The sequence below is a fragment of the Usitatibacter palustris genome, from assembly GCF_013003985.1.
Classification (GTDB): Bacteria; Pseudomonadota; Gammaproteobacteria; order Burkholderiales; family Usitatibacteraceae; genus Usitatibacter; species Usitatibacter palustris.
Window position 1 is genome coordinate 3823857 of record NZ_CP053073.1, and the last position, 18297, is coordinate 3842153.

At 65.7% G+C, this 18297-nt stretch carries 21 protein-coding genes; 11 read left to right on the forward strand and 10 right to left on the reverse strand.

From position 1 onward, the window contains the following. Window positions 1–25: 25 nt before the first annotated feature. The 3 genes from DSM104440_RS18550 to DSM104440_RS18560 are packed head-to-tail and all read left to right on the forward strand — an operon-like array spanning window position 26 to window position 1358. Window positions 26–448: a hypothetical protein gene (locus tag DSM104440_RS18550; RefSeq protein ID WP_171165323.1), complete on the forward strand. Its 423-nt coding sequence runs from the start codon at window positions 26–28 to the stop codon at window positions 446–448. Then, complete coding sequence (locus DSM104440_RS18555; RefSeq protein WP_171165325.1) at window positions 445–912, forward strand: DUF4124 domain-containing protein; 468 nt, start codon at window positions 445–447, stop codon at window positions 910–912. Before DSM104440_RS18550 ends, DSM104440_RS18555 begins: the two co-directional genes overlap by 4 nt. 44 nt (window positions 913–956) lie before the next feature. After that, on the forward strand, window positions 957–1358 hold the full coding sequence (locus DSM104440_RS18560; RefSeq protein WP_171165327.1) for a DUF4124 domain-containing protein: 402 nt from the start codon (window positions 957–959) through the stop codon (window positions 1356–1358). Here DSM104440_RS18560 and aceB read toward each other — a convergent pair. Further along, window positions 1355–2950, reverse strand: coding sequence for a malate synthase A (aceB, locus tag DSM104440_RS18565; protein WP_171165329.1), 1596 nt, complete (start codon window positions 2948–2950; stop codon window positions 1355–1357). The two genes, DSM104440_RS18560 and aceB, sit on opposite strands and share 4 nt — an antisense overlap. A 62-nt stretch (window positions 2951–3012) precedes the next feature. Here aceB and DSM104440_RS18570 point away from each other — a divergent pair, with 62 nt between their 5' ends. From DSM104440_RS18570 to DSM104440_RS18580, 3 genes are all read left to right on the forward strand, one after another. Continuing rightward, window positions 3013–3780 (forward strand): fumarylacetoacetate hydrolase family protein, encoded by a 768-nt coding sequence (locus tag DSM104440_RS18570; RefSeq protein WP_171165331.1) that lies wholly within the window; start codon window positions 3013–3015, stop codon window positions 3778–3780. 9 nt (window positions 3781–3789) lie between these two features. Further along, on the forward strand, window positions 3790–4803 hold the full coding sequence (locus DSM104440_RS18575; protein WP_171165333.1) for a 2-dehydropantoate 2-reductase: 1014 nt from the start codon (window positions 3790–3792) through the stop codon (window positions 4801–4803). 122 nt (window positions 4804–4925) lie between these two features. Beyond that, window positions 4926–5828 (forward strand): LysR family transcriptional regulator, encoded by a 903-nt coding sequence (locus tag DSM104440_RS18580; protein ID WP_171165335.1) that lies wholly within the window; start codon window positions 4926–4928, stop codon window positions 5826–5828. On the opposite strand, the gene DSM104440_RS18585 is transcribed toward DSM104440_RS18580, so the two are convergent. The 3 genes from DSM104440_RS18585 to DSM104440_RS18595 are packed head-to-tail and all read right to left on the reverse strand — an operon-like array spanning window position 5829 to window position 8390. Then, window positions 5829–6602, reverse strand: a complete 774-nt coding sequence (locus DSM104440_RS18585) for a hypothetical protein (protein ID WP_171165337.1) — start codon at window positions 6600–6602, stop codon at window positions 5829–5831. 16 nt (window positions 6603–6618) lie between these two features. Next, window positions 6619–7380 (reverse strand): LytR/AlgR family response regulator transcription factor, encoded by a 762-nt coding sequence (locus DSM104440_RS18590; protein WP_171165339.1) that lies wholly within the window; start codon window positions 7378–7380, stop codon window positions 6619–6621. After that, window positions 7377–8390, reverse strand: a complete 1014-nt coding sequence (locus DSM104440_RS18595) for a sensor histidine kinase (RefSeq protein WP_246212058.1) — start codon at window positions 8388–8390, stop codon at window positions 7377–7379. The genes DSM104440_RS18590 and DSM104440_RS18595 overlap by 4 nt, the downstream gene beginning before the upstream one ends. Window positions 8391–8419: 29 nt before the next feature. Between DSM104440_RS18595 and argH the strand changes: the two genes are divergently transcribed. Further along, window positions 8420–9802 carry an argininosuccinate lyase gene (argH, locus tag DSM104440_RS18600; protein WP_171165343.1) on the forward strand — a complete coding sequence of 461 codons (1383 nt, stop codon included), beginning with the start codon at window positions 8420–8422 and terminating at the stop codon, window positions 9800–9802. Here argH and DSM104440_RS18605 read toward each other — a convergent pair. Further along, on the reverse strand, window positions 9799–10383 hold the full coding sequence (locus tag DSM104440_RS18605) for a MarR family winged helix-turn-helix transcriptional regulator (protein WP_246212059.1): 585 nt from the start codon (window positions 10381–10383) through the stop codon (window positions 9799–9801). The two genes, argH and DSM104440_RS18605, sit on opposite strands and share 4 nt — an antisense overlap. A 140-nt stretch (window positions 10384–10523) precedes the next feature. Next, on the reverse strand, window positions 10524–10799 hold the full coding sequence (cyaY, locus tag DSM104440_RS18610; protein ID WP_246212060.1) for an iron donor protein CyaY: 276 nt from the start codon (window positions 10797–10799) through the stop codon (window positions 10524–10526). A 46-nt stretch (window positions 10800–10845) separates the two neighbouring features. Here cyaY and lptM point away from each other — a divergent pair, with 46 nt between their 5' ends. The 3 genes from lptM to DSM104440_RS18620 all read left to right on the forward strand — a co-directional run bounded on the left by lptM (window position 10846) and on the right by DSM104440_RS18620 (window position 12815). Continuing rightward, window positions 10846–10965, forward strand: coding sequence for an LPS translocon maturation chaperone LptM (gene lptM, locus DSM104440_RS19655; protein WP_425509641.1), 120 nt, complete (start codon window positions 10846–10848; stop codon window positions 10963–10965). Beyond that, window positions 10962–12212, forward strand: coding sequence for a diaminopimelate decarboxylase (lysA, locus tag DSM104440_RS18615; protein WP_171165347.1), 1251 nt, complete (start codon window positions 10962–10964; stop codon window positions 12210–12212). The genes lptM and lysA overlap by 4 nt, the downstream gene beginning before the upstream one ends. 264 nt (window positions 12213–12476) lie before the next feature. Further along, the gene (locus DSM104440_RS18620; protein ID WP_212758138.1) at window positions 12477–12815 is read left to right on the forward strand and encodes a hypothetical protein; all 339 of its coding nucleotides are present in this window, start codon (window positions 12477–12479) and stop codon (window positions 12813–12815) included. 109 nt (window positions 12816–12924) lie between these two features. Here the strand turns inward: DSM104440_RS18620 and thpR are convergent, their stop codons facing one another. Genes thpR through aroE form a run of 4 tightly spaced genes read right to left on the reverse strand, consistent with a single transcriptional unit; the run spans window position 12925 to window position 16470 of the window. Further along, window positions 12925–13446: an RNA 2',3'-cyclic phosphodiesterase gene (gene thpR / locus DSM104440_RS18625; protein ID WP_171165349.1), complete on the reverse strand. Its 522-nt coding sequence runs from the start codon at window positions 13444–13446 to the stop codon at window positions 12925–12927. A gap of 2 nt (window positions 13447–13448) precedes the next feature. Continuing rightward, on the reverse strand, window positions 13449–14903 hold the full coding sequence (gene mgtE / locus DSM104440_RS18630) for a magnesium transporter (RefSeq protein WP_171165351.1): 1455 nt from the start codon (window positions 14901–14903) through the stop codon (window positions 13449–13451). Window positions 14904–14944: 41 nt separating this feature from the next. Continuing rightward, window positions 14945–15640: a monofunctional biosynthetic peptidoglycan transglycosylase gene (gene mtgA / locus DSM104440_RS18635; RefSeq protein WP_171165353.1), complete on the reverse strand. Its 696-nt coding sequence runs from the start codon at window positions 15638–15640 to the stop codon at window positions 14945–14947. After that, a complete protein-coding gene (gene aroE, locus DSM104440_RS18640) occupies window positions 15637–16470 on the reverse strand; it encodes a shikimate dehydrogenase (protein WP_171165354.1) in 834 nt (277 codons plus the stop codon). The genes mtgA and aroE overlap by 4 nt, the downstream gene beginning before the upstream one ends. A 246-nt stretch (window positions 16471–16716) precedes the next feature. Here aroE and glnA point away from each other — a divergent pair, with 246 nt between their 5' ends. Beyond that, the gene (glnA, locus tag DSM104440_RS18645) at window positions 16717–18126 is read left to right on the forward strand and encodes a type I glutamate--ammonia ligase (RefSeq protein ID WP_171165355.1); all 1410 of its coding nucleotides are present in this window, start codon (window positions 16717–16719) and stop codon (window positions 18124–18126) included. Window positions 18127–18297: the final 171 nt, after the last annotated feature.

Below are 18297 nucleotides of genomic sequence, written 5' to 3' on the forward strand. Positions count from 1 at the left end.
CGTCCCGCGAAGGAGTATCCAGGGCATGGAACCGGTTTCCAGCATTCGCCGCCTGGGATTTCGCAAGTGGTATGAGCGCCAGCTCATCGACTGCCACCTCGCGCTCGTGACCTGCTTCCTGTGCGGAATCGTGATCGCCGCATGCTTCGAGGGCGTGACCTTTCGCGACTTCGGACCGCGCAGCGCGACGATGATGGCCCTCGTGGTCGGAGCGACAACTCTCGGTTGGTACTCGTGGCGGCGCTACATCACCGTGCTCGAGCGCGCCGAGCGCTACGGCGAGCGCTCCACGTGCGAAGGCTGCAAGGCCTACGGCCGCTTCGAGGTGCTCAACGCCGGGGTCGACTCGGTCCCGGGCCCGACGGCCGAAGCGGTCGCGCCACTGGAAGTGGCGTGGATGCGCGTAAAGTGCCGGCAGTGTGGAGCCCTGTGGCGGATGCCCGAATGAAAATCCATTCCTTCCTCGTCGTTGCAGTCGCGTTGGCCCTGCCCGCCCACGGCCAGGCGTTTCGCTGCACGTCGCCCGACGGCAAGATCACCTACCAGCAGACGCCGTGCCCGAAGGCGAGCGACGAAAAGCAGGTCGATACGACGCCCGCATCGAGCAGCGATGCGGAAGCCGCCGCCGCGGCTCGCGAGAAGTTGCTGCGCGACGGCGCTGAAGCCGGCAAGCGGCTCGAGGCGCGTGCCGCCGCGGATGAAGCCGATCGGCAACGACGCGCGGACCAACGCGCGCGCGACGAAGCCCGCGAGCGCGAAGCGCAAGCGCAGGAAGCAGCACGCGACAACCCGGGCAACATCTACGCGTGGCCCGGTTACACGCCACCGAACTATCCGCGCCCGCCCTTCCCGCCGCAGCCTCGCCCCATTCCGCCGCGGCCCGGCCCGCAGCCCACGCCGCAAACACGCTGAACGGCGTAAAGTAGTTCGCGCAAGTGCCTCAGGGAGACGTCGCCATGAAGACCTCCGGATGGAGAGTGGTTGCAACCGCTGCGGGGCTGCTCGCGTGCGCGCAGGCAGGCGCCGAAGTCTACAAATGCCGCGCCAACGACGGCTCGCTCACCTACCAGCAATCGCCCTGCGGCTTCACCGACGAGGCCCTGCGCTCGAACATCCCTTCGGATTTTCCGCCGCCCAATGTCGAAGAGCGCAACCGCATCCTCGAGCGCGAGCAGCAGCTCTTCCAACGGCTTGAAGCGCAACGCGACCGGTTGAGCGCCGAATCCATCGCGCGCATCTCGCGGCCCGATCCGGTCATCGTCGCGCCCGAGCCGCCTTCGTACAGCGTCGCGTGGGCCGGCTACGGCTATCCGCGGATGCGGCGGCCGAACTCTCCCTACTTCGGCTACCGCCGCTAGTCGATCGCCTGGTAGGCCGGCAGCGTGAGGAACTCGACGTAATCGTCGGATGCGCTGATGTCCTCGAAGAGCTTCGCGCCCTCCTCGTACTTCCCGGCGGCGTAGGCCTCGGCGCCGACGATTCCCGGCGTCTTCTTCAGCTCGTCGACGAGGATTTCGTGGAAGAGCGCGCGCGTCACGCGCCGGCCGTCGTCGAGAACGCCCTTCGGTGAGCGCATCCACTGCCACACCTGCGAGCGCGAGATCTCGGCGGTGGCGGCGTCTTCCATCAGGTTGAAGATCGGCACGCAGCCGTTGCCCGCGAGCCACGAGCCGATGTACTGGATGCCGACCTGGACGTTGTTGCGCAGTCCCGCTTCGGTGATCGGTGCCTCGGGACGGAAATCGAGCAATTCCTTCGCGGTCACGGTCACGTCAGGGCGCTGCTTGGAATACTGGTTCGGCCCCGGCATGTGCCTGTCGAAGATCTCCTTCGCGATGGGGACCAGCCCCGGGTGCGCGACCCAGGTGCCGTCGCAGCCGTCGGTCGCTTCGCGCTCCTTGTCGGCGCGCACCTTCGCCATCGCTGCCTCGTTCGCCGCGGCGTCGTTCTTGATCGGGATCTGTGCGGCCATCCCGCCCATCGCCGGCGCGTTGCGGCGGTGGCAGGTCTTCACGAGCAGCAGCGCATAGGCGCGCATGAAGGGCGAGGTCATCGTCACCTGCGCGCGGTCGGCGAGGCAGAACTCGGGATGCGAGCGGAACTTCTTGATGCAGGAAAAGATGTAGTCCCAGCGGCCGATGTTGAGCCCCGCGGAGTGCTCGCGCAGCTCCCAGAGGATCTCGTCCATCTCGAAGGCCGCGGGAATCGTCTCGATGAGGACGGTCGCGCGAATGCTGCCGTGCGGGATGTCGAGCTCCTTCTGGGCGAGCGTGAAGATGTCGTTCCACAGGCGCGCCTCGAGGTGCGATTCGATCTTCGGCAGGTAGTAGTACGGGCCTGAACCGCGCGCGAGGAGCTCCTTCGCGTTGTGGAAGAAGAGCAGCGCGAAATCGAAGATCCCTCCGGAGACGGCTTCGCCATCGACGGTGACGTGCTTCTCGTCGAGGTGCCAGCCCCGGGGCCGCGGCAGCAGCACCGCCGTGCGCTCGTTCAGGCGATAGGACTTGTCGCCCTGCTGGAACGTGATCGTCCGGCGCACGGCATCGAGGATGTTGGCCTGGCCCTCGATCATGTTCGCCCACGTCGGGCAGTTGGCGTCCTCGAAATCGGCCATGAACGTGGAGGCGCCGCAGTTCAACGCGTTGATCACCATCTTGCGATCGGTGGGGCCTGTGATCTCGACGCGCCGGTCGAGGAGGTCCTTCGGCTGGGCGGCAATCCGCCACTCGGAGTTGCGAACGTCCTTCGTGGCGTCGAGGAAATCCGGGGTCACTCCGGCGTCAAACTCGGACTGTCGAGCCCGCCTGCGTTCAAGGAGCTCTTTGCGGCGCGGAGCGAAGGCACGATGGAGTTTCGCCACAAAGGCGAGCGCTTCGGATGTCAGGATGCGGGAAGCCTCCGCGTGTGGCGCGGCGGTGATACGCATACCATGGGGCAGCGGGGAATTCATTGCTTGTTCTCCACGCCCACGACGGGGCGCCTGAAAAAGAATACCGCGAAGGAGGAGTTGTGATGACGCATTGGGTGCGCTTCCGCAATGAGGCGGGCGTGGGCTTTGGCCGCCTCGAAGGCGACCGCATCGCCGTCTGCAAGGGAGACATGTTCGCGTCTCCCGCGGACACGGGTGATTCCGTACCCCTGGCGTCGGTGAAGCTGCTCACGCCGACGGTTCCCACGAAGATGCTCGCACTCTGGAACAACTTCCGCGCGCTCGCCGAGAAACTCAACCAGGCCATTCCGCCCGAGCCACTCTACCTGCTCAAGGCGCCCAACTCGTTCCTCGCCCCTGGCGAGGTGATCCGCAAGCCCGCGTCCTACGACGGCAAGGTTGTCTACGAAGGCGAGCTGGGGATCGTGATCGGCAAGCGCTGCAGCGCCGTGAGCGAAGCCGACGCGCCCGGATTCATCTTCGGCTACACGTGCATCAACGACGTCACGGCCGCCGAGATCATCCAGAAGGACCCGACGTTCGCGCAGTGGGTGCGCTCGAAGAGCTTCGACACCTTCGGCGTTTTCGGGCCGGCGGTGGTCACCGGTCTGGACCCCGCGAAGCTCTCCGTGAAGCTCGTGCTCAACGGCCAGGAACGCCAGAACTATCCGGTCTCCGACATGATCTTCGGACCGGCGGCAATCGTGAGCCGCATCTCGCAGGACATGACGCTCGAACCCGGTGACGTGATCTGCTGCGGCACCTCGGTGGGCGTGGGCTCGATGAAGCCCGGTAGCGATGTCGCCGTCACCATCGACGGCATCGGCACGCTCGCCAACCGTTACGAATAGGAGTCGACCATGCGCATCGGAATCGTAGGCGCGGGAGCGATCGGCGGCCTGCTCGCCGCCAAGCTGGCGCTCGCCGGCGAAGAAGTCACCGTGATCGATCGTGGCGCGCACCTCGCGGCCATTCGCGCCCACGGATTGAAGCTCACGATGGGCGACGGCACCGAGCTCGTCGCGAAGAACCTCAAGGCCGTCGACAGCCCCGCGGCCGCCGGCAAGCAGGACCTCGTGATCCTCGCGCTCAAGGCGCAGGTGATCGCGTCCGTGGCCCCGTCGCTCGAGGCGATGTTCGACAAGGACACGATGCTGATGACCGCGCAGAACGGTCTGTCGTGGTGGTACTTCCAGCGCCACGGCGGCCCGCACGACGGCAAGTCGCTCGCGCGCCTCGATCCCGACGGCACGATCGCCAAGCACATCGATGCCAAGCGCATCATCGGTTGCGTGGTCTATCCGGCCGCGGAGCTCACGGGTCCGGGAGCGATTCACCATGTCGAAGGCGATCGCTTCGCCATCGGCGAGCTCGACGACGTTCCGACCGAGCGGGTCAAAGGCGTGGCCGAAGCGCTCAACCGCGCCGGATTCAAGGCGGTGATTCCCGAGAACATCCGCGCGGAGGTGTGGCTGAAACTCTGGGGCAACATGTCCTTCAACCCGATCAGCGCGCTCACGCACGCCACGCTCGTCGACATCTGCCAGTTCGGGCCCTCGCGCGAGCTCGCCGCGACGATGATGCGCGAAGCGCAGGAAGTGGCCGGGAAACTCGGCATCACCTTCCGCGTGCCGCTCGAAAAGCGCATCGCCGGCGCCGAGAAAGTCGGCAAGCACAAGACCTCGACGCTGCAGGACATCGAGGCCGGCCGCGAAGTGGAGACCGACGCGCTGCTCGGCGCCGTGATCGAGCTCGCGAAACTCACCGAAACGCCCGTCCCCGCCTGCGAAACGGTGCTCGCCCTGCTCGAGTTGCTCTCGAAGACGCTGCGCGACAACCGGGGTGCGGCCCGGGTCATCTCGCTCGCGGCCTAGCCTCGACTTTTCGGGCGCAAAAGGGTCCCTGGGACCAATGGCTTCCATGCCGTTGAGTCTATTGCATCACCAACGATTCGATAATCGCCACAGTTTGGCGAATATCTTATACTTTTGACCCCATGGACCGATTCAAGGAATTGACCACTTTCGTGGAGGTCGCCCAACGCGGCAGCCTCTCGGCGGCGGCGCGCGAGGAAGGCATCACCCCGGCGATGGTGGGTCGGCGCATCGACCAGCTCGAGGAACGCCTGGGCGTGAAGCTCTTCAAGCGCTCGACGCGCAAGGTGACCCTCACGCCGGAAGGGTCCACCTTCTATGAAGATGTCCATCGCCTGCTCGACGAGCTGCGCGGTGCCGAGGAATCGCTGTCGGTCGGCGCGAAGAGCGCCTCGGGCCGGCTGATCGTCACCGCCCCCACGGCATTCGGCCGCAAGCACATCGCGCCTCACCTCGCGGCGTTCATCGCCGAGCATCCGAGCCTCGCGATCACGCTGCATTTGTCGGAACGCATGGTCGATCTCAAGAACGAGCGCTTCGACCTCGCGATCCGCATCGCCGACCTCAAGAGCGCCGACCTCATTGCCGCGAAGCTCGCGCGCAATCACCGCGTGGTGTGCGGCGCACCCAACTACTTCAAGCGGGCCGGGCGTCCCAAGCTCCTTGCCGACCTCGCGCGCCACAACTGCCTGGTCACGAGCACCGAAGACGGCGTCGCCGATTCGTGGAGCTTCCTGGACAAGGGCAAGCCGGTGTCGGTCAAGGTCGGCGGGAGCCTGCAGTGCAACGACGGTGAAGTGCTCACGCGTTGGGCCATCGCGGGCGAGGGCCTCGCGTGGCGCAGTGCCTGGGAAGTGAGCGAAGAAGTGAAGCGCGGACGCCTTGCGACAGTGCTCGACGAGTTCGCCTTCCCGGGCAACAACATCTACGCGGTCTACCCCGAGCGGCGCCTGCTCCCCGCGAAGGTGAAGCTCTTCATCGAATTCCTGCGCAAGACCTTCGGCGACCCGCCCTACTGGGAATAGTCAGTGCGCGGCGACGACCTTCGGGACCGCCTGCTTCATCGCTTCGTCGATCAGCCAGCGTAGTTCGTCCACCTTCTCATGGGCCGACAGGGCGCTCCATGGGTCCACGACGCCCCTTCCGCGACCGGCGGTGACCGCGCGGGACTTCTTCGCAACTTCCTCGAGCACGACCTTCATCGTGGCGAGTTCGAACAGCGTCACCTTGATGTACGCGAACGACCCGAAAAAGCCTCGCCCGCGAGCGCCATCGGCCGCGTAGGTTCGGGCGGAGCGGTCGAGATAGAAGCCCAGACCCTCGACCTTGCCTTGCCCGATGGCGGCGTTGCCGAACTGCATCAGCGCCTGGTCGCGATGCTTCGTGACGAGAATCAGGTGGGTCGCGCCCCGCCGGTCGGCCACCGGTTTCACGGCTTCGAGGAGCTCCCGCATCGCCTTGGGATCGTCGAGGGCCCTTTCCTGGAGCGAAAAGAGCCGCGCGTCGCGGATGTCGAGGAGGATCGGGGCGGATCCGGGTTGCGCCGCCTTCATCGCGGCATCGACGGAGAGCAGCACCGACTTGTCGAGAACCTCGTCATTGATCGGCATCACCTGCCGATCGTTGCGGTCGACCTTGGTACCGAGCGTCGATGCACGGCTGCCCACCACCAGGATTTCGTTGCCGATCAACGAGGCCACGGCGTAGCGACGAGCCGCACTTTCGGGCACTTGCGCGGATGCCGTCATGCACGCCAGCGCAACGCCTGCGATCGCCGCCCGCCAGTACCGGCGAATCATGTGCCTCCGCGGACCTCTACTTGAACTCCTTGACCACGTGCTGCTGGCGCCGGCTCACGGGCAGCCGTTCGCCCGTGGAGGCCACCACCACCGCCCAGCCCGATTCGCTCTCGCCCGAGCTCCTTTCGAAGCCCGTGACGGCGCTGCGCGCGACCAGGCAGTTGCGATGGATGCGGATGTAGGCACCGGGAAACTCTTCCTCGAGGTGCGTGAGCGACTCCTCGACGATGAACTCGCGCGCCGCGGTGCGCACGGTCACGTACTTGAGCTCGGCGCGCAGGTAGAGAATGTCGGTGATCGGCACGAGGTGGATCTTGCCGCGCTCGTGGACCGAGAGGTGCTTGCGCGGCAGGTTCGCCGCCGCATCGAGCGCCTCGCGCGTCACCGGGGCGCCCGCTCGCGTCTTGCGAAGTGCCGCGAGCAGCCGCTCCTGGCGGATGGGCTTGAGGAGGTAGTCGATCGCGTTCACCTCGAAAGCCTTGATCGCGTAGGCGTCGAACGCCGTCGTGAAGATGATCGCCGGCGGCTGCGGCATCCCGGCGAGGTGGCGTGCGGCTTCCATGCCGTCCATCTCGGGCATGCGGATATCGAGGAGAACGATGTCGACCTTCTCGCGGGTGGCGGCTTCGAGCGCTTCGCGCCCGTTCTTCGCCTCGTCCACGATCGTCAGCGGGAACTCGCCGCGGCAGTCGTCGAGCAGGTCGCGCAAACGCGAGCGGGCCGGCGCCTCGTCGTCGGCAATCAGGACCCGCGGCACCCCGGTCTGCGCAAGCGTCATGGCGCCACCATATAGGGAAGCTTGATCGTCACGCGATAGATTCCGTTGCCGACCTCGGAGCGCATGCTCGCCTCGGCATCGAAGTGCAGCTGGAGGCGCTCGCGGATGTTGGCGATCGCCATCCGGTTGCCGGCCACGTGGCTGCCGGCCGCCGAATACGGGTTGGTGAGCTCCATCACGACCTGGCCGTCCTTGCGGCGGACATCGATCACGATCTCCCCGCCCGCCTCGGCCGGCTCGATGCCGTGGTACACGGCGTTCTCGACCAACGGCTGGAGCAACAACGGCGGCACGAGCGCTTCGGCGGGCATTTCGTCGATGCGCCAGGTGATCTTCAGCCGGTCGCCGAGGCGCAGCTCCTCGATCGCAAGGTATTGGCGGGCGAGCTGGACTTCCTGTCCGATGGGCGTGAGCGTGCGGTTGTCCGCCATGAGCACGCGAAAGAGGTCGGCGAGGTCTTCGAGGGCTCGTTCGGCCTTGCGAGGCTCCGAACGGATGTAGGCGAGCACGGCGTTGATGCTGTTGTAGAGAAAATGCGGCCGGATGCGGGCCTGGAGCGCCTGGATACGAGCCTCGGCGATCGCGGGCGAGAGCGCGCGCGAACGCAGGTCGAAGTAGAGAAGCGTGCAGCCGGTGACGAACACCACGACGAGCGCGAGCATCGGGTACGGCAGCGGCGCGCGGTCGGGCAGGAGCTGGCCGAAGAACTCCTGGAGCCCCCACGCGACCAGCAGCTCGAAGACGAACAGCGCGCCGATCGCACCCGCATAGCCGATCGCATGCAGGGCCTTGCGCGCGAGGCACAGGACCACGAGCGAGAGGATCAGCACGGGTTCGACGAAGGCGGCGAGCAGCAGGAACTCGAACGGAAACTCGCCGAGCGATCGCGTGCGCAGGGCCGCCGCCGCCAGCACGAACAGGTTCACCAGCACCAGGGCGCGAAGCATCACGCCGAGGTTGCAGAAGTTCGGGAGCCGGATCAGGGCTCCGGTCTGATTTATACTGGCCACGCACTCATTTCGCCATGGCCGACGATCCCATGCAAGAAGACACTCACAAGCCATGGTCGGGCCGCTTCGGCGAGCCCCTCGACCGACTTGCCCAGCGGTTCAACGCATCGGTCACCTTCGACCAGCGCCTTGCCGAGCACGATATCGAGGGTTCGCTCGCGCACGCGCGCATGCTCGGCCGCTGCGGGATCATTCCGGCCAAGGATGTCGCCGATATCGAGCGCGGCATGGCCGAGATCCTCGCCGAGGTCCGAGCCGGGCGCTTTGCCTGGTCGATCGAGCGCGAAGACGTCCACCTCAACATCGAAAGCCGCCTGACCGAGCTCGTGGGCGATGCCGGCAAGCGCCTGCACACCGCTCGCTCTCGGAACGACCAGGTCGCCACCGACATGCGCTTGTGGCTGCGCGCGGAGATCGATGGCCTGCTCGGGGTGCTCAAGGCCCTGCGCACGCGCATCCTCGACATCGCCGAGCAGCACGCCGCGACCCTCATGCCGGGCTACACCCATCTCCAGGTCGCGCAGCCGGTCACGTTCGGCCACCACCTGATGGCCTACTACGAGATGTTCTCCCGCGATACCGAGCGGCTGGTCGATTGCCGGCGCCGGGTCAATCGCCTGCCGCTCGGTGCGAGCGCCCTGGCCGGCACGAGCTATCCGATCGACCGCGAATCGGTGGCGAAGGAACTCGGTTTCGAGGGCGTTTGCGAGAATTCGCTCGATGCGGTCGCCGACCGGGACTTCGCCGTGGAATTCCTCGCGGCCGCCTCGCTGTCGATGACCCACGTGTCGCGCATCGCCGAGGAGCTGATCCTCTGGATGAACCCGCGCTTCGGTTTCGTGAAGCTCGCCGACCGGTTCTGCACGGGCTCGTCGATCATGCCGCAGAAGAAGAACCCGGACATGGCCGAGCTCATGCGCGGCAAGACCGGGCGGGTCTACGGCAGCCTCGTGGCGATGCTCACGGTCACCAAGGGACAGCCGCTCACCTACAACAAGGACAACCAGGAGGACAAGGAACCGCTCTTCGATGCGGTCGATACCCTCCGGGATGTCCTGTCGCTCCTCACCGAGATGCTCGGCGGCCTCACGGTGAACGCCGAGCGCATGCGCGCGGCCCTGAGCGAGGGCTATGCGACCGCAACCGACCTTGCCGATTACCTGGTCCGCAAGGGACTGCCCTTCCGCGATGCGCACGAGGTCGTCGCGAAAGCGGTGAAGACGGCCGAAGCGGCCGGCAAGGACCTGGCGGAGCTTTCGTTGCCGGAACTGAAGGCGTTCTCGCCGCTCGTGGGCGATGACGTGCTGAAGTTCCTCACGCCCGAGGGCTCGGTGGCTTCCCGCTCGCACATCGGCGGCACGGCCCCCACCGCGGTTCGCGCGGCGATTGCCCGCGCCCGCTCGCGTCTCTAGTCCGCTTCCTCGGCCTTCGCGCTGTAGAGCCAGCAGATCTTCCGGGTCTCGGGACCCGAGAGGCGGTCGCCCATCCGGCCGCACCGGGCGATGCGCTGCGAGAGCTTCTGGCTCCAGGAGCAGGTGTTACAACTACCAAAGTGCGAGCCTTCGTTGTCGAGCTGCAGCTGCACGAGCGTCTCGCGCAGCGCCGAGGTCGCGTTGCGGATCCGGTTCGGGCTGATGTTGCGGGTGGCGTTCTGCCAAGCCAGGGTCGGCTGAGATTCGTAGAGGAACTGCTCGCCGGAGGTGGAAAGTCGCAGCCGCACGACACGCCGGTCGATGTCGTCCTCGTAGCGCTCGATCAACCCGCGCCGGTCGAGCAGCAGCAGCGTCTGGGAAACCGTGCCTTTCGTGAGGCCCAGGTAGTCCGTGAGCGCCTGCGGCGTGTTGGAATAGCGGTTCGCCTTGCTCAGGTAAAGCAGCGCCTGGAGGTGAACCGGCTGCAGCGCTTCGTCTGAGCCGGACTTGCGAAGCTCCGTGCGCATCAGGTTGCCGAGACGCTCGACGAGCTCCAGAAGAACCAGCGGGTTCTTGTCCACGGCCCTATTAGTATCGGGTCGACACGATAAAGTCAAGGAATTGCAAACCCGACTTTTCGTGTCGATTCGATACCATCACGTCCCGGGACCGATTTTGCGGCCGTTTTGTGCGTTTTCCAACACGCGCGAAGGCATTTGCCTCAACCGAAGTCGGCTTGCACTCCTGCTTGCGCAGCGATGATCGCGGCGAGCGACGCGAAGAGCTCCTCGCCGCTGCGCGTATCGCGCCACGCGCCGTCACGCGCGGCGAAATGGAAGCCGCCGGAGCGCGCCGCCACCCAGATCTCGCGATTGGGCGCCTGGCGATTGACGATGATCTTCGTGCCGTCGGGGCAACCGAGCGTGAGCACGCCGCCCTCGAGGTCGATATCGAGGTCGTCATGCGGTTCGAGCGCGTTTTCAATGCGCGCGAGCACGGCGTCGACAGCGCGATGGAATTCGGATTCCGTCATAATCCCGACGATGATACGCGGCCTCGCACTCGCCCTTTTCGCCCTGCTGCTGGCCGCCGGTTGCGGGCAGAAAGGTCCGCTCAAGCTTCCCGAAACGGCACCGGCCAAACCCGCATCCACAGCCCCATGACTACTCTCACGCGCGCCTCGGGCGAACTTCGCCTCGAGGGTGTCGCCCTCTCTGAAATCGCGCGCCGCTTCGGCACGCCCTGCTACGTCTATTCGCGCGCCGCCATCGAGGCGGCCTACCGGGAATTCGACGCGAGTCTCGCCGGCGTCGAGCACCTTGTCTGCTACGCGATGAAGGCCAATTCGAACCTCGCCGTGCTCGATGTCCTGCGTCGCCTGGGCGCGGGTTTCGACATCGTCTCCGGAGGCGAGCTGGCCCGCGTCCTCGCCGTCGGCGGCGAAGCGTCGAAGGTCCTCTTCTCGGGCGTGGGCAAGAGCGAAGCGGAGATCGACACCGCGCTCTCCCACGGCATCCGCTGCTTCAACGTCGAGAGCGACCAGGAGCTTGAACGGCTCGACGCGATCGCCGGCCGCCGGGGCGTCAAGGCACCCGTGTCGCTGCGCGTGAATCCCGACGTCGACGCCGGAACGCATCCCTATATATCGACGGGCATGGCCGGCAACAAATTCGGCATCCCCCACGCCCGCGCCATCGAGGTGTATCGCAAGGCGGCGAAGCTCCCCAACCTGCGCGTGACGGGCATCGACTGCCACATCGGCTCGCAGATCCTGGAGACCGCGCCGCTCGAGGAAGCGCTCGATCGCGTGCTGGGGCTGGTGGACGCGCTCGCGCACGAAGGCATCGCGCTCGAACACCTGGATCTCGGCGGCGGCATCGGCATTCGCTATCGGGACGAGGCGCCGCCCGACATCCACGCCTATGGACGCCGCCTCGTGGAACGCGTGCGCGGCCGCAACCTCGAACTGCTCCTCGAGCCGGGCCGCGCGATCGTCGGCAACGCCGGCGTGCTCCTCACGAAGGTGGAGTACCTCAAGCTCGACAAGGCGCGGCACTTCGCCGTGGTCGACGCCTCGATGAGCGAGCTGATCCGCCCCGCGCTCTATGACGCCTGGCACGAGATCGTCGAGGCGGGCGACACGGGCGGCCGACCGCGCGAGACCTACGACGTCGTCGGCCCCGTGTGCGAATCGTCCGACGTGCTCGGGCGCGATCGCGCGCTCGCCGTGCGCCCCGGCGACCTGCTCGCCATCCTTTCCGCCGGCGCCTACGCGATGGCGATGAGCTCCAACTACAACACCCGACCGCGTCCCTGCGAGGTGATGATCGACGGCGAAACGGCGCATGAAGTGCGCGCGCGCGAGCCGATCAGCGCGTTGTTCTCCGCCGAGCGCACGCTGCCGCGATAAAAAAGCGAGTGCGACCCTGATTGGTATCGACCCGATACCAAAAGGGATCGAGTCGATTCAAATAGTCAGGTGTGTCTCCGCGGAAATCCTAGAGAATCGCCTCACCAAGCTGGTGCGCGCGATTGGAACGGTCAACAAAGGTCGCGCGAGTTAGAGATCCAGTGCCACCAGGTACCTCGTTCGATGCGAATCCGAACGCTTGGTCAGACGGGAAGGGACCTCAGGGTTCCAACCCATTCGGTCCAACATTGAAAGGAGTCGACGATGGCTACGAAGAAGAAAGCTGCGAAGAAGAAGACCGCCAAGAAAACCGCCAAGAAGGCCAAGAAGCCTGCGAAAAAGCGGAAAGCTGCAAAGAAAGCAAAAAAGGCAAAGAAGAAGTCAGCAAAAAAGCGCAAGCCGGCCAAAAAGAAAGCTGCCAAGAAAAAGTCAGCCAAGAAGGCCAAGAAAAAGGCTTCCAAGAAAAAGCGGAAGCCCGCAAAGAAGAAAGCGGTGAAGGCAAAGAAGAAGCCCGCGATGAGGGCACCGGCCCCGATGAAGCCGATGATGGCTCCGCCGGTGGTCACTCCCGTCATCACACCGCTGATCAAGCCGATGAGCTGACCGGGAACCTCCGGTTCCCCCAAGCCCGTCGGCTTGACCCGGACACGAGGCGCGACCTGACCGGAGCCTCCGCGAAAGCGGTTGGCAACTCCGGCCCGGTAGCGCCTCGCTAGCGGGTTCCCTGTTTCCCTCCCCAGCTCCCCCGCTCGACGTAACGCCCGCTTCGCAGGTCGGATTCGACCAGCGAGAAGCCCTCCATCGTCCACGCGATCGGAGCGATGGGCGTCACCGGGACCGCGCGCTCCACCCGCCGCACCAGCGTGAGGTGGGGAACGAACGGCCGCGTCTCGAGCACGAAGCCCGCATCCCGTAGTCGAGCCGCAAGGCTCGCGGCCAGCCGCACGAGGCCGGCGGGCATCTCCGACATTCCCGCCCAGGCCACTCCGGCGCCACGAAATGATCCAACCTGGTCGCACCGGGCTTCGAATCGTTCGGAGCCCACGGCATCAGCAGCGCCCCGGGCCATTGCGACCCGTTGCGGCTCGACCTCGCCCAGGAATGCGAGCGTGAGGTGGATCTTCGCGGCGGGAACGGCACGACCGCCTGACTGCCGTGCCAGCGATTCGCCGAGCGCGGCCAGCGCCGCAAGCGCCGGCGCGGAGGGCCGAAGCGCGAAGAAGAGCCTTGCCATGCCTACAGCAGGAAGACGGTCGCGAGGCCGAGGAAGATGAAGAAGCCCATGCTGTCGGTCACGAACGTGAGGAACACGCTCGAACCAACCGCGGGGTCGCGCCCGAAGCGTTCCATCGCGAGCGGGATGAAGATGCCCGCCAGTGCCGCAACAAGAAGGTTCAGCAGCATCGCCAGCGCCATCACGCCGCCCAGCGCGACGTTGCGGTAGAGAAGCCAGGCGACGATCCCGAGCACACCACCCCAGATCACGCCGTTCGCGGTGGCCACGGCCAGCTCCTTCAGCAGGAGACGGCGCGCATTCGAAGGGCTCACCTGACCCAGCGCCAGCGACCGCACGATGAGTGTCGTCGTCTGGTTGCCGGAATTGCCACCGATGCCGGCGACGATGGGCATCAGGGCCGCCAGCGCCGCGAGCTTCTCGATCGAGCCCTCGAAGGCACCCACGACACGCGAGGCAACGAACGCCGTGCACAGGTTGAGCGCGAGCCACGGCCCGCGGTTCTTCGCGCTCGCCCAGACGCTCGAGAAGAGATCCTCCTCCTCGCGAAGGCCCACCTTGCCCAGCGCTTGAGCTTCCTGGCGCTCGCGCACGAACTCGAGGACCGACTCCACCGTGACGCGCCCGACGATCTTTCCGCGCACGTCGACCACCGGCGCGCTCACCAGGTCATAGCGCTCGAAGGCATGCGCCGCGTCGTCGGCTTCGCTCTCGGGACTGAACGACAGGATGTCGCGGTCGTAAAGCGTCGAGATCTCGACCTCCGGATCGCTCACGAGGAGCCTCTTGAGCGGCAGGGCACCTTTCAGGTGATCGACGCGATCGACGACGAACAGCGCATCGGTCTGGCTTGGGAGCTCCTCGTAGCGGCGCAGGTAGCGCAGCGCGACCTCGCACGTGACGTCGTCACGAATGCTGACGACCTCGAAGTCCATGAGCGCGCCCACCGTCCCTTCCGGGTACGAAAGCGCGGATTGCAGCTGGGCCCGGTCTTCGTCGTCCTGGGCTTCCAGGATGTCCTGCACGACCTCGTCGGGCAAGTCGGGCGCAAGGTCGGCGATCTCGTCGGCGTCGAGGTACTCGGCCGCGCCCACGATTTGCGCGGAGTCCATGTCCGCGATGAGCGTTTCGCGAACGCTGTCGGCCGCCTCGAGCAGGACATCGCCTCGGCGCTCTTCGGAAACCAGTCCCCACGCCACGAGGCGATCGTCGAGCGGCAGGCCTTCGAGAATGTAGGCGACATCGCCCGGATGCAGGCCCTCGAGGCGCTTGCCGATGGCCGCGACTTGCTGGCGGTGGACGAGGTCCTCGACGAGTTCGGGCCGGCGGTTGTCACGCTCGCCTTGCCGATGCACGAGGTCCTCGACGAGGCGGCGCTTCGCGAGCAGCTTCGCGACCGCATCGAGGTGCTCCTGCGGCGACGGGGAACGGGCGAGCTCTTCGCGGGGGCGGGCCATGGCCCCGCCATTGTAGGGGGTGTTCCTGTCGCCGAAATGACTTACGGCACTTCCGCGGACGACATTCGCGCGAGGATCAGGTCGGTCTTCTTGCGCAGCCAGGCCGTATTGCGATGGCGATCGTAGAAGCGCGGGTTGGGAACCATGGCCGCAAGCCGCGCTGCACCTTCCGCGTCCAGCGCGGCCGCCGAACGTCCGTAGTAATGGCGCGCAGCGGCCTCGGCGCCGTAGACGCCGTCACCCCACTCGATCACGTTGAGGTAGATCTCGAGAATGCGCCGCTTGTCCATCGCGTTCTCGATCATCACGGTGATCAGCGCCTCCTGGCCCTTGCGCCACATCGACCGGTCGCCGGAGAGGAACAGGTTCTTGGCGAGCTGCTGCGAGATGGTCGAGGCGCCGCGCACGACCTTGCCCTTCTCCTTGTTCTTCGCCTTGGCCTTCTCGATCTCCTCCCAGTCGAAGCCCTCGTGGTCGGTGAACTTCGCGTCCTCGGAGGCGACGATCGCGCGCTTGAGGTGACTGGAAATCTTTTCGTACTCCACCCATTGGTGCCGCAGCTTTGCATCGGGCTTCGTCGTGCGCAGGCGCTCGAGGCTCGCTTCCATGAACGCGGTCGTCGTGGGGTTGTGCGTCTTCCACCAGAGGATGCGGACCAGGTACGAGACCTGGAAGGCAAGGAACGCCGCGGCGAGCGCGGCGATCGTCCAGGCGATGAAGCGCGCGGCGGACTTCAAGCGCGCGCGCGAAGTTCGGCGAGGACCGGTGCGGTTTGCGGCCGCTTCCCGCGCCAGAGCTGGAACGATTCCGCGGCCTGCTCGACGAGCATCCCGAGCCCGTCACTCGCGCGTGCGGCGCCCAGTGCACGGGCTCGCTCGACGAATGCGCGTGCCGCGGGGCCATACGCCATGTCGTACGCGAGTGCGCCGGGCGCGAAAAGATTGTCGGGAAGCGCGAGTGCTTCTCCGCGCGTGGATGTGGACGTCGCGTTCACCACGAGATCGAACGGCGCATTGGCAATGGACTCGAGTCCGCACGCGACAAGGCCCGGGAAATGGTCCGCGAGCTCCTGCGCTTTCGCGAGCGTGCGATTCGCAAGCACGATGCGGGAGGGGCCGGCTTGCGTCAACGGTGCGATGACGCCGCGCGCCGCGCCGCCCGCTCCAAGCAACAGGATGCGCGCACCTCGTAGCGTGAATCCGAGATTCGCGCGCAGGTCCGTGACGAGGCCGGCGCCATCGGTGTTGTCCGCGAACACGCGGCCATCGCGCACGGCCAGGAAATTCGCCGCGCCGGCGTGCTTCGCGCGCGCGCTGGCTTCATCGGCGAAGCGAAGGGCTTCCACCTTGAAGGGCAACGTGATGTTCGCGCCCCGTCCTCCACCGGAAAAGAATGCACCAACGCTTTGTGCGAACCCGTCGACCGGCGCGAGCAGCGTCGTGTACTCGAGCGCTTCACCGGTCTGCTCGGAAAAGCGCGCGTGGATCGTGGGCGAGAGGCTGTGGGCGACGGGATTGCCGATCACCACGTAGCGGTCGGCCGTGCGCAGGGGAGTCGCGGAAGTCATTCCATATATAGTGTCCGGGCGGCACCCCCTTTTCAAATTCCTCTGAAGCCCTATGATGGTGCATGATTTCGAACGACGCACCACGTTGGAGCCTTGCGGGGTCTTTTCGGGGAGCTAGCCCTTCAAGTTCAAAGCTTTACTCGGGCACTCCGATGGCATGGTTTCTGCTATTTGAGGGCCTCCACCGGCATATTCAGACCGCGTATTCCCCATTTTCGGGCGCTCTCAACACTCCAGGAGAAACTCATGGCAGCAAACGACGTGTTCAAGACAATCAAGGAGAACGAGGTCAAGTTCATCGACCTGCGATTCACCGACACCAAAGGAAAGGAGCAGCACGTCTCCGTGCCGACGAAGTTCTTCGCCGAAGACAAATTCACGGACGGCCATGCGTTCGATGGCTCCTCGATCGCCGGCTGGAAGGGCATCGAAGCCTCCGACATGCTGCTCATGCCGGATCCGGATTCGGCGCGGATGGACCCCTTCTACGACGAGCCCACGCTCGCCATCTCGTGCGACGTGGTCGAGCCGTCGACGGGCAAGGGCTACGAGCGCTGCCCGCGCTCCATCGCGAAGAAGGCCGAGGCCTACCTCAAGAGCTCGGGCATCGGCGACGTCGCCTACTTCGGTCCGGAACCCGAGTTCTTCATCTTCGACGCGGTCGAGTGGAAGGTGGACATGTCGGGCTGCTCCGTGAAGATCTATTCGGAAGAAGCCCCGTGGTCGACCGATATCAAGATCGAAGGCGGCAACCTCGGCCATCGCCCGCCTGTGAAGGGCGGCTACTTCCCGGTCCCGCCGGTCGATTCGCTGCAGGACATCCGTTCGGCGATGTGCCTCGCGCTCGAAGAGCAGGGCGTGGAAGTCGAAGTGCATCACCACGAAGTCGCGGCGCCGGGCCAGTGCGAGATCGGCACCAAGTTCAATTCGCTCGTGAAGCGCGCCGACTGGCTGCAGATCCTCAAGTACACGGTCTGGAATGTCGCGCGCTCGTACGGCAAGACGGCGACCTTCATGCCCAAGCCCGTCGTGGGCGACAACGGCTCGGGCATGCACGTGCACCAGTCGGTGTGGAAGGGCGGCAAGAACCTGTTCGCCGGCGACGGCTACGCGGGTCTCTCCGAATTCGCGCTCTACTACATCGGCGGCATCATCAAGCACGCGAAGGCGCTCAACGCGATCACCAACCCGGGCACGAACTCGTACAAGCGCCTGGTCCCGGGCTTCGAAGCGCCGATCAACCTCGCGTACTCCGCGCGCAACCGCTCGGCTTCGTGCCGCATCCCCTTCGTGTCGAGCCCGAACGGCCGCCGCGTCGAAGTGCGCTTCCCGGATCCCACCGCCAACCCGTACCTCGCCTTCTCCGCGCTGCTGATGGCGGGCCTCGACGGCGTGCAGAACAAGATCCACCCCGGCGATCCGCTCGACAAGAACCTCTACGACCTCGAGCCCGAAGAGGCAGCGAAGGTGCCGCACCCGTGCGCGTCGCTCGACGAAGCGCTCGACTCGCTCGACAAGGACCGCGAGTTCCTTACGCGCGGTGGCGTGTTCACCAACGACGTGATCGATGCGTACATCACGCTGAAGATGGAAGAGGTCACGCGCTTCCGCATGACCACGCATCCGGTCGAGTTCGACATGTACTACTCGTCCTGAGCCTGGACGAAAGAGGCCGTGAAAAGGGGGCGGGCAACCGCCCCCTTTGTGTTTTCGTTCCGCCAGAACCACAAGCTATGGGGGCAGGTGTCATTTATCTCATTGATCTAGTTGATTTTTTCCAGTCCGCTTCCTATCCTGTCCCTCCCGTCCCCCAAGTGGGAGCGCGCG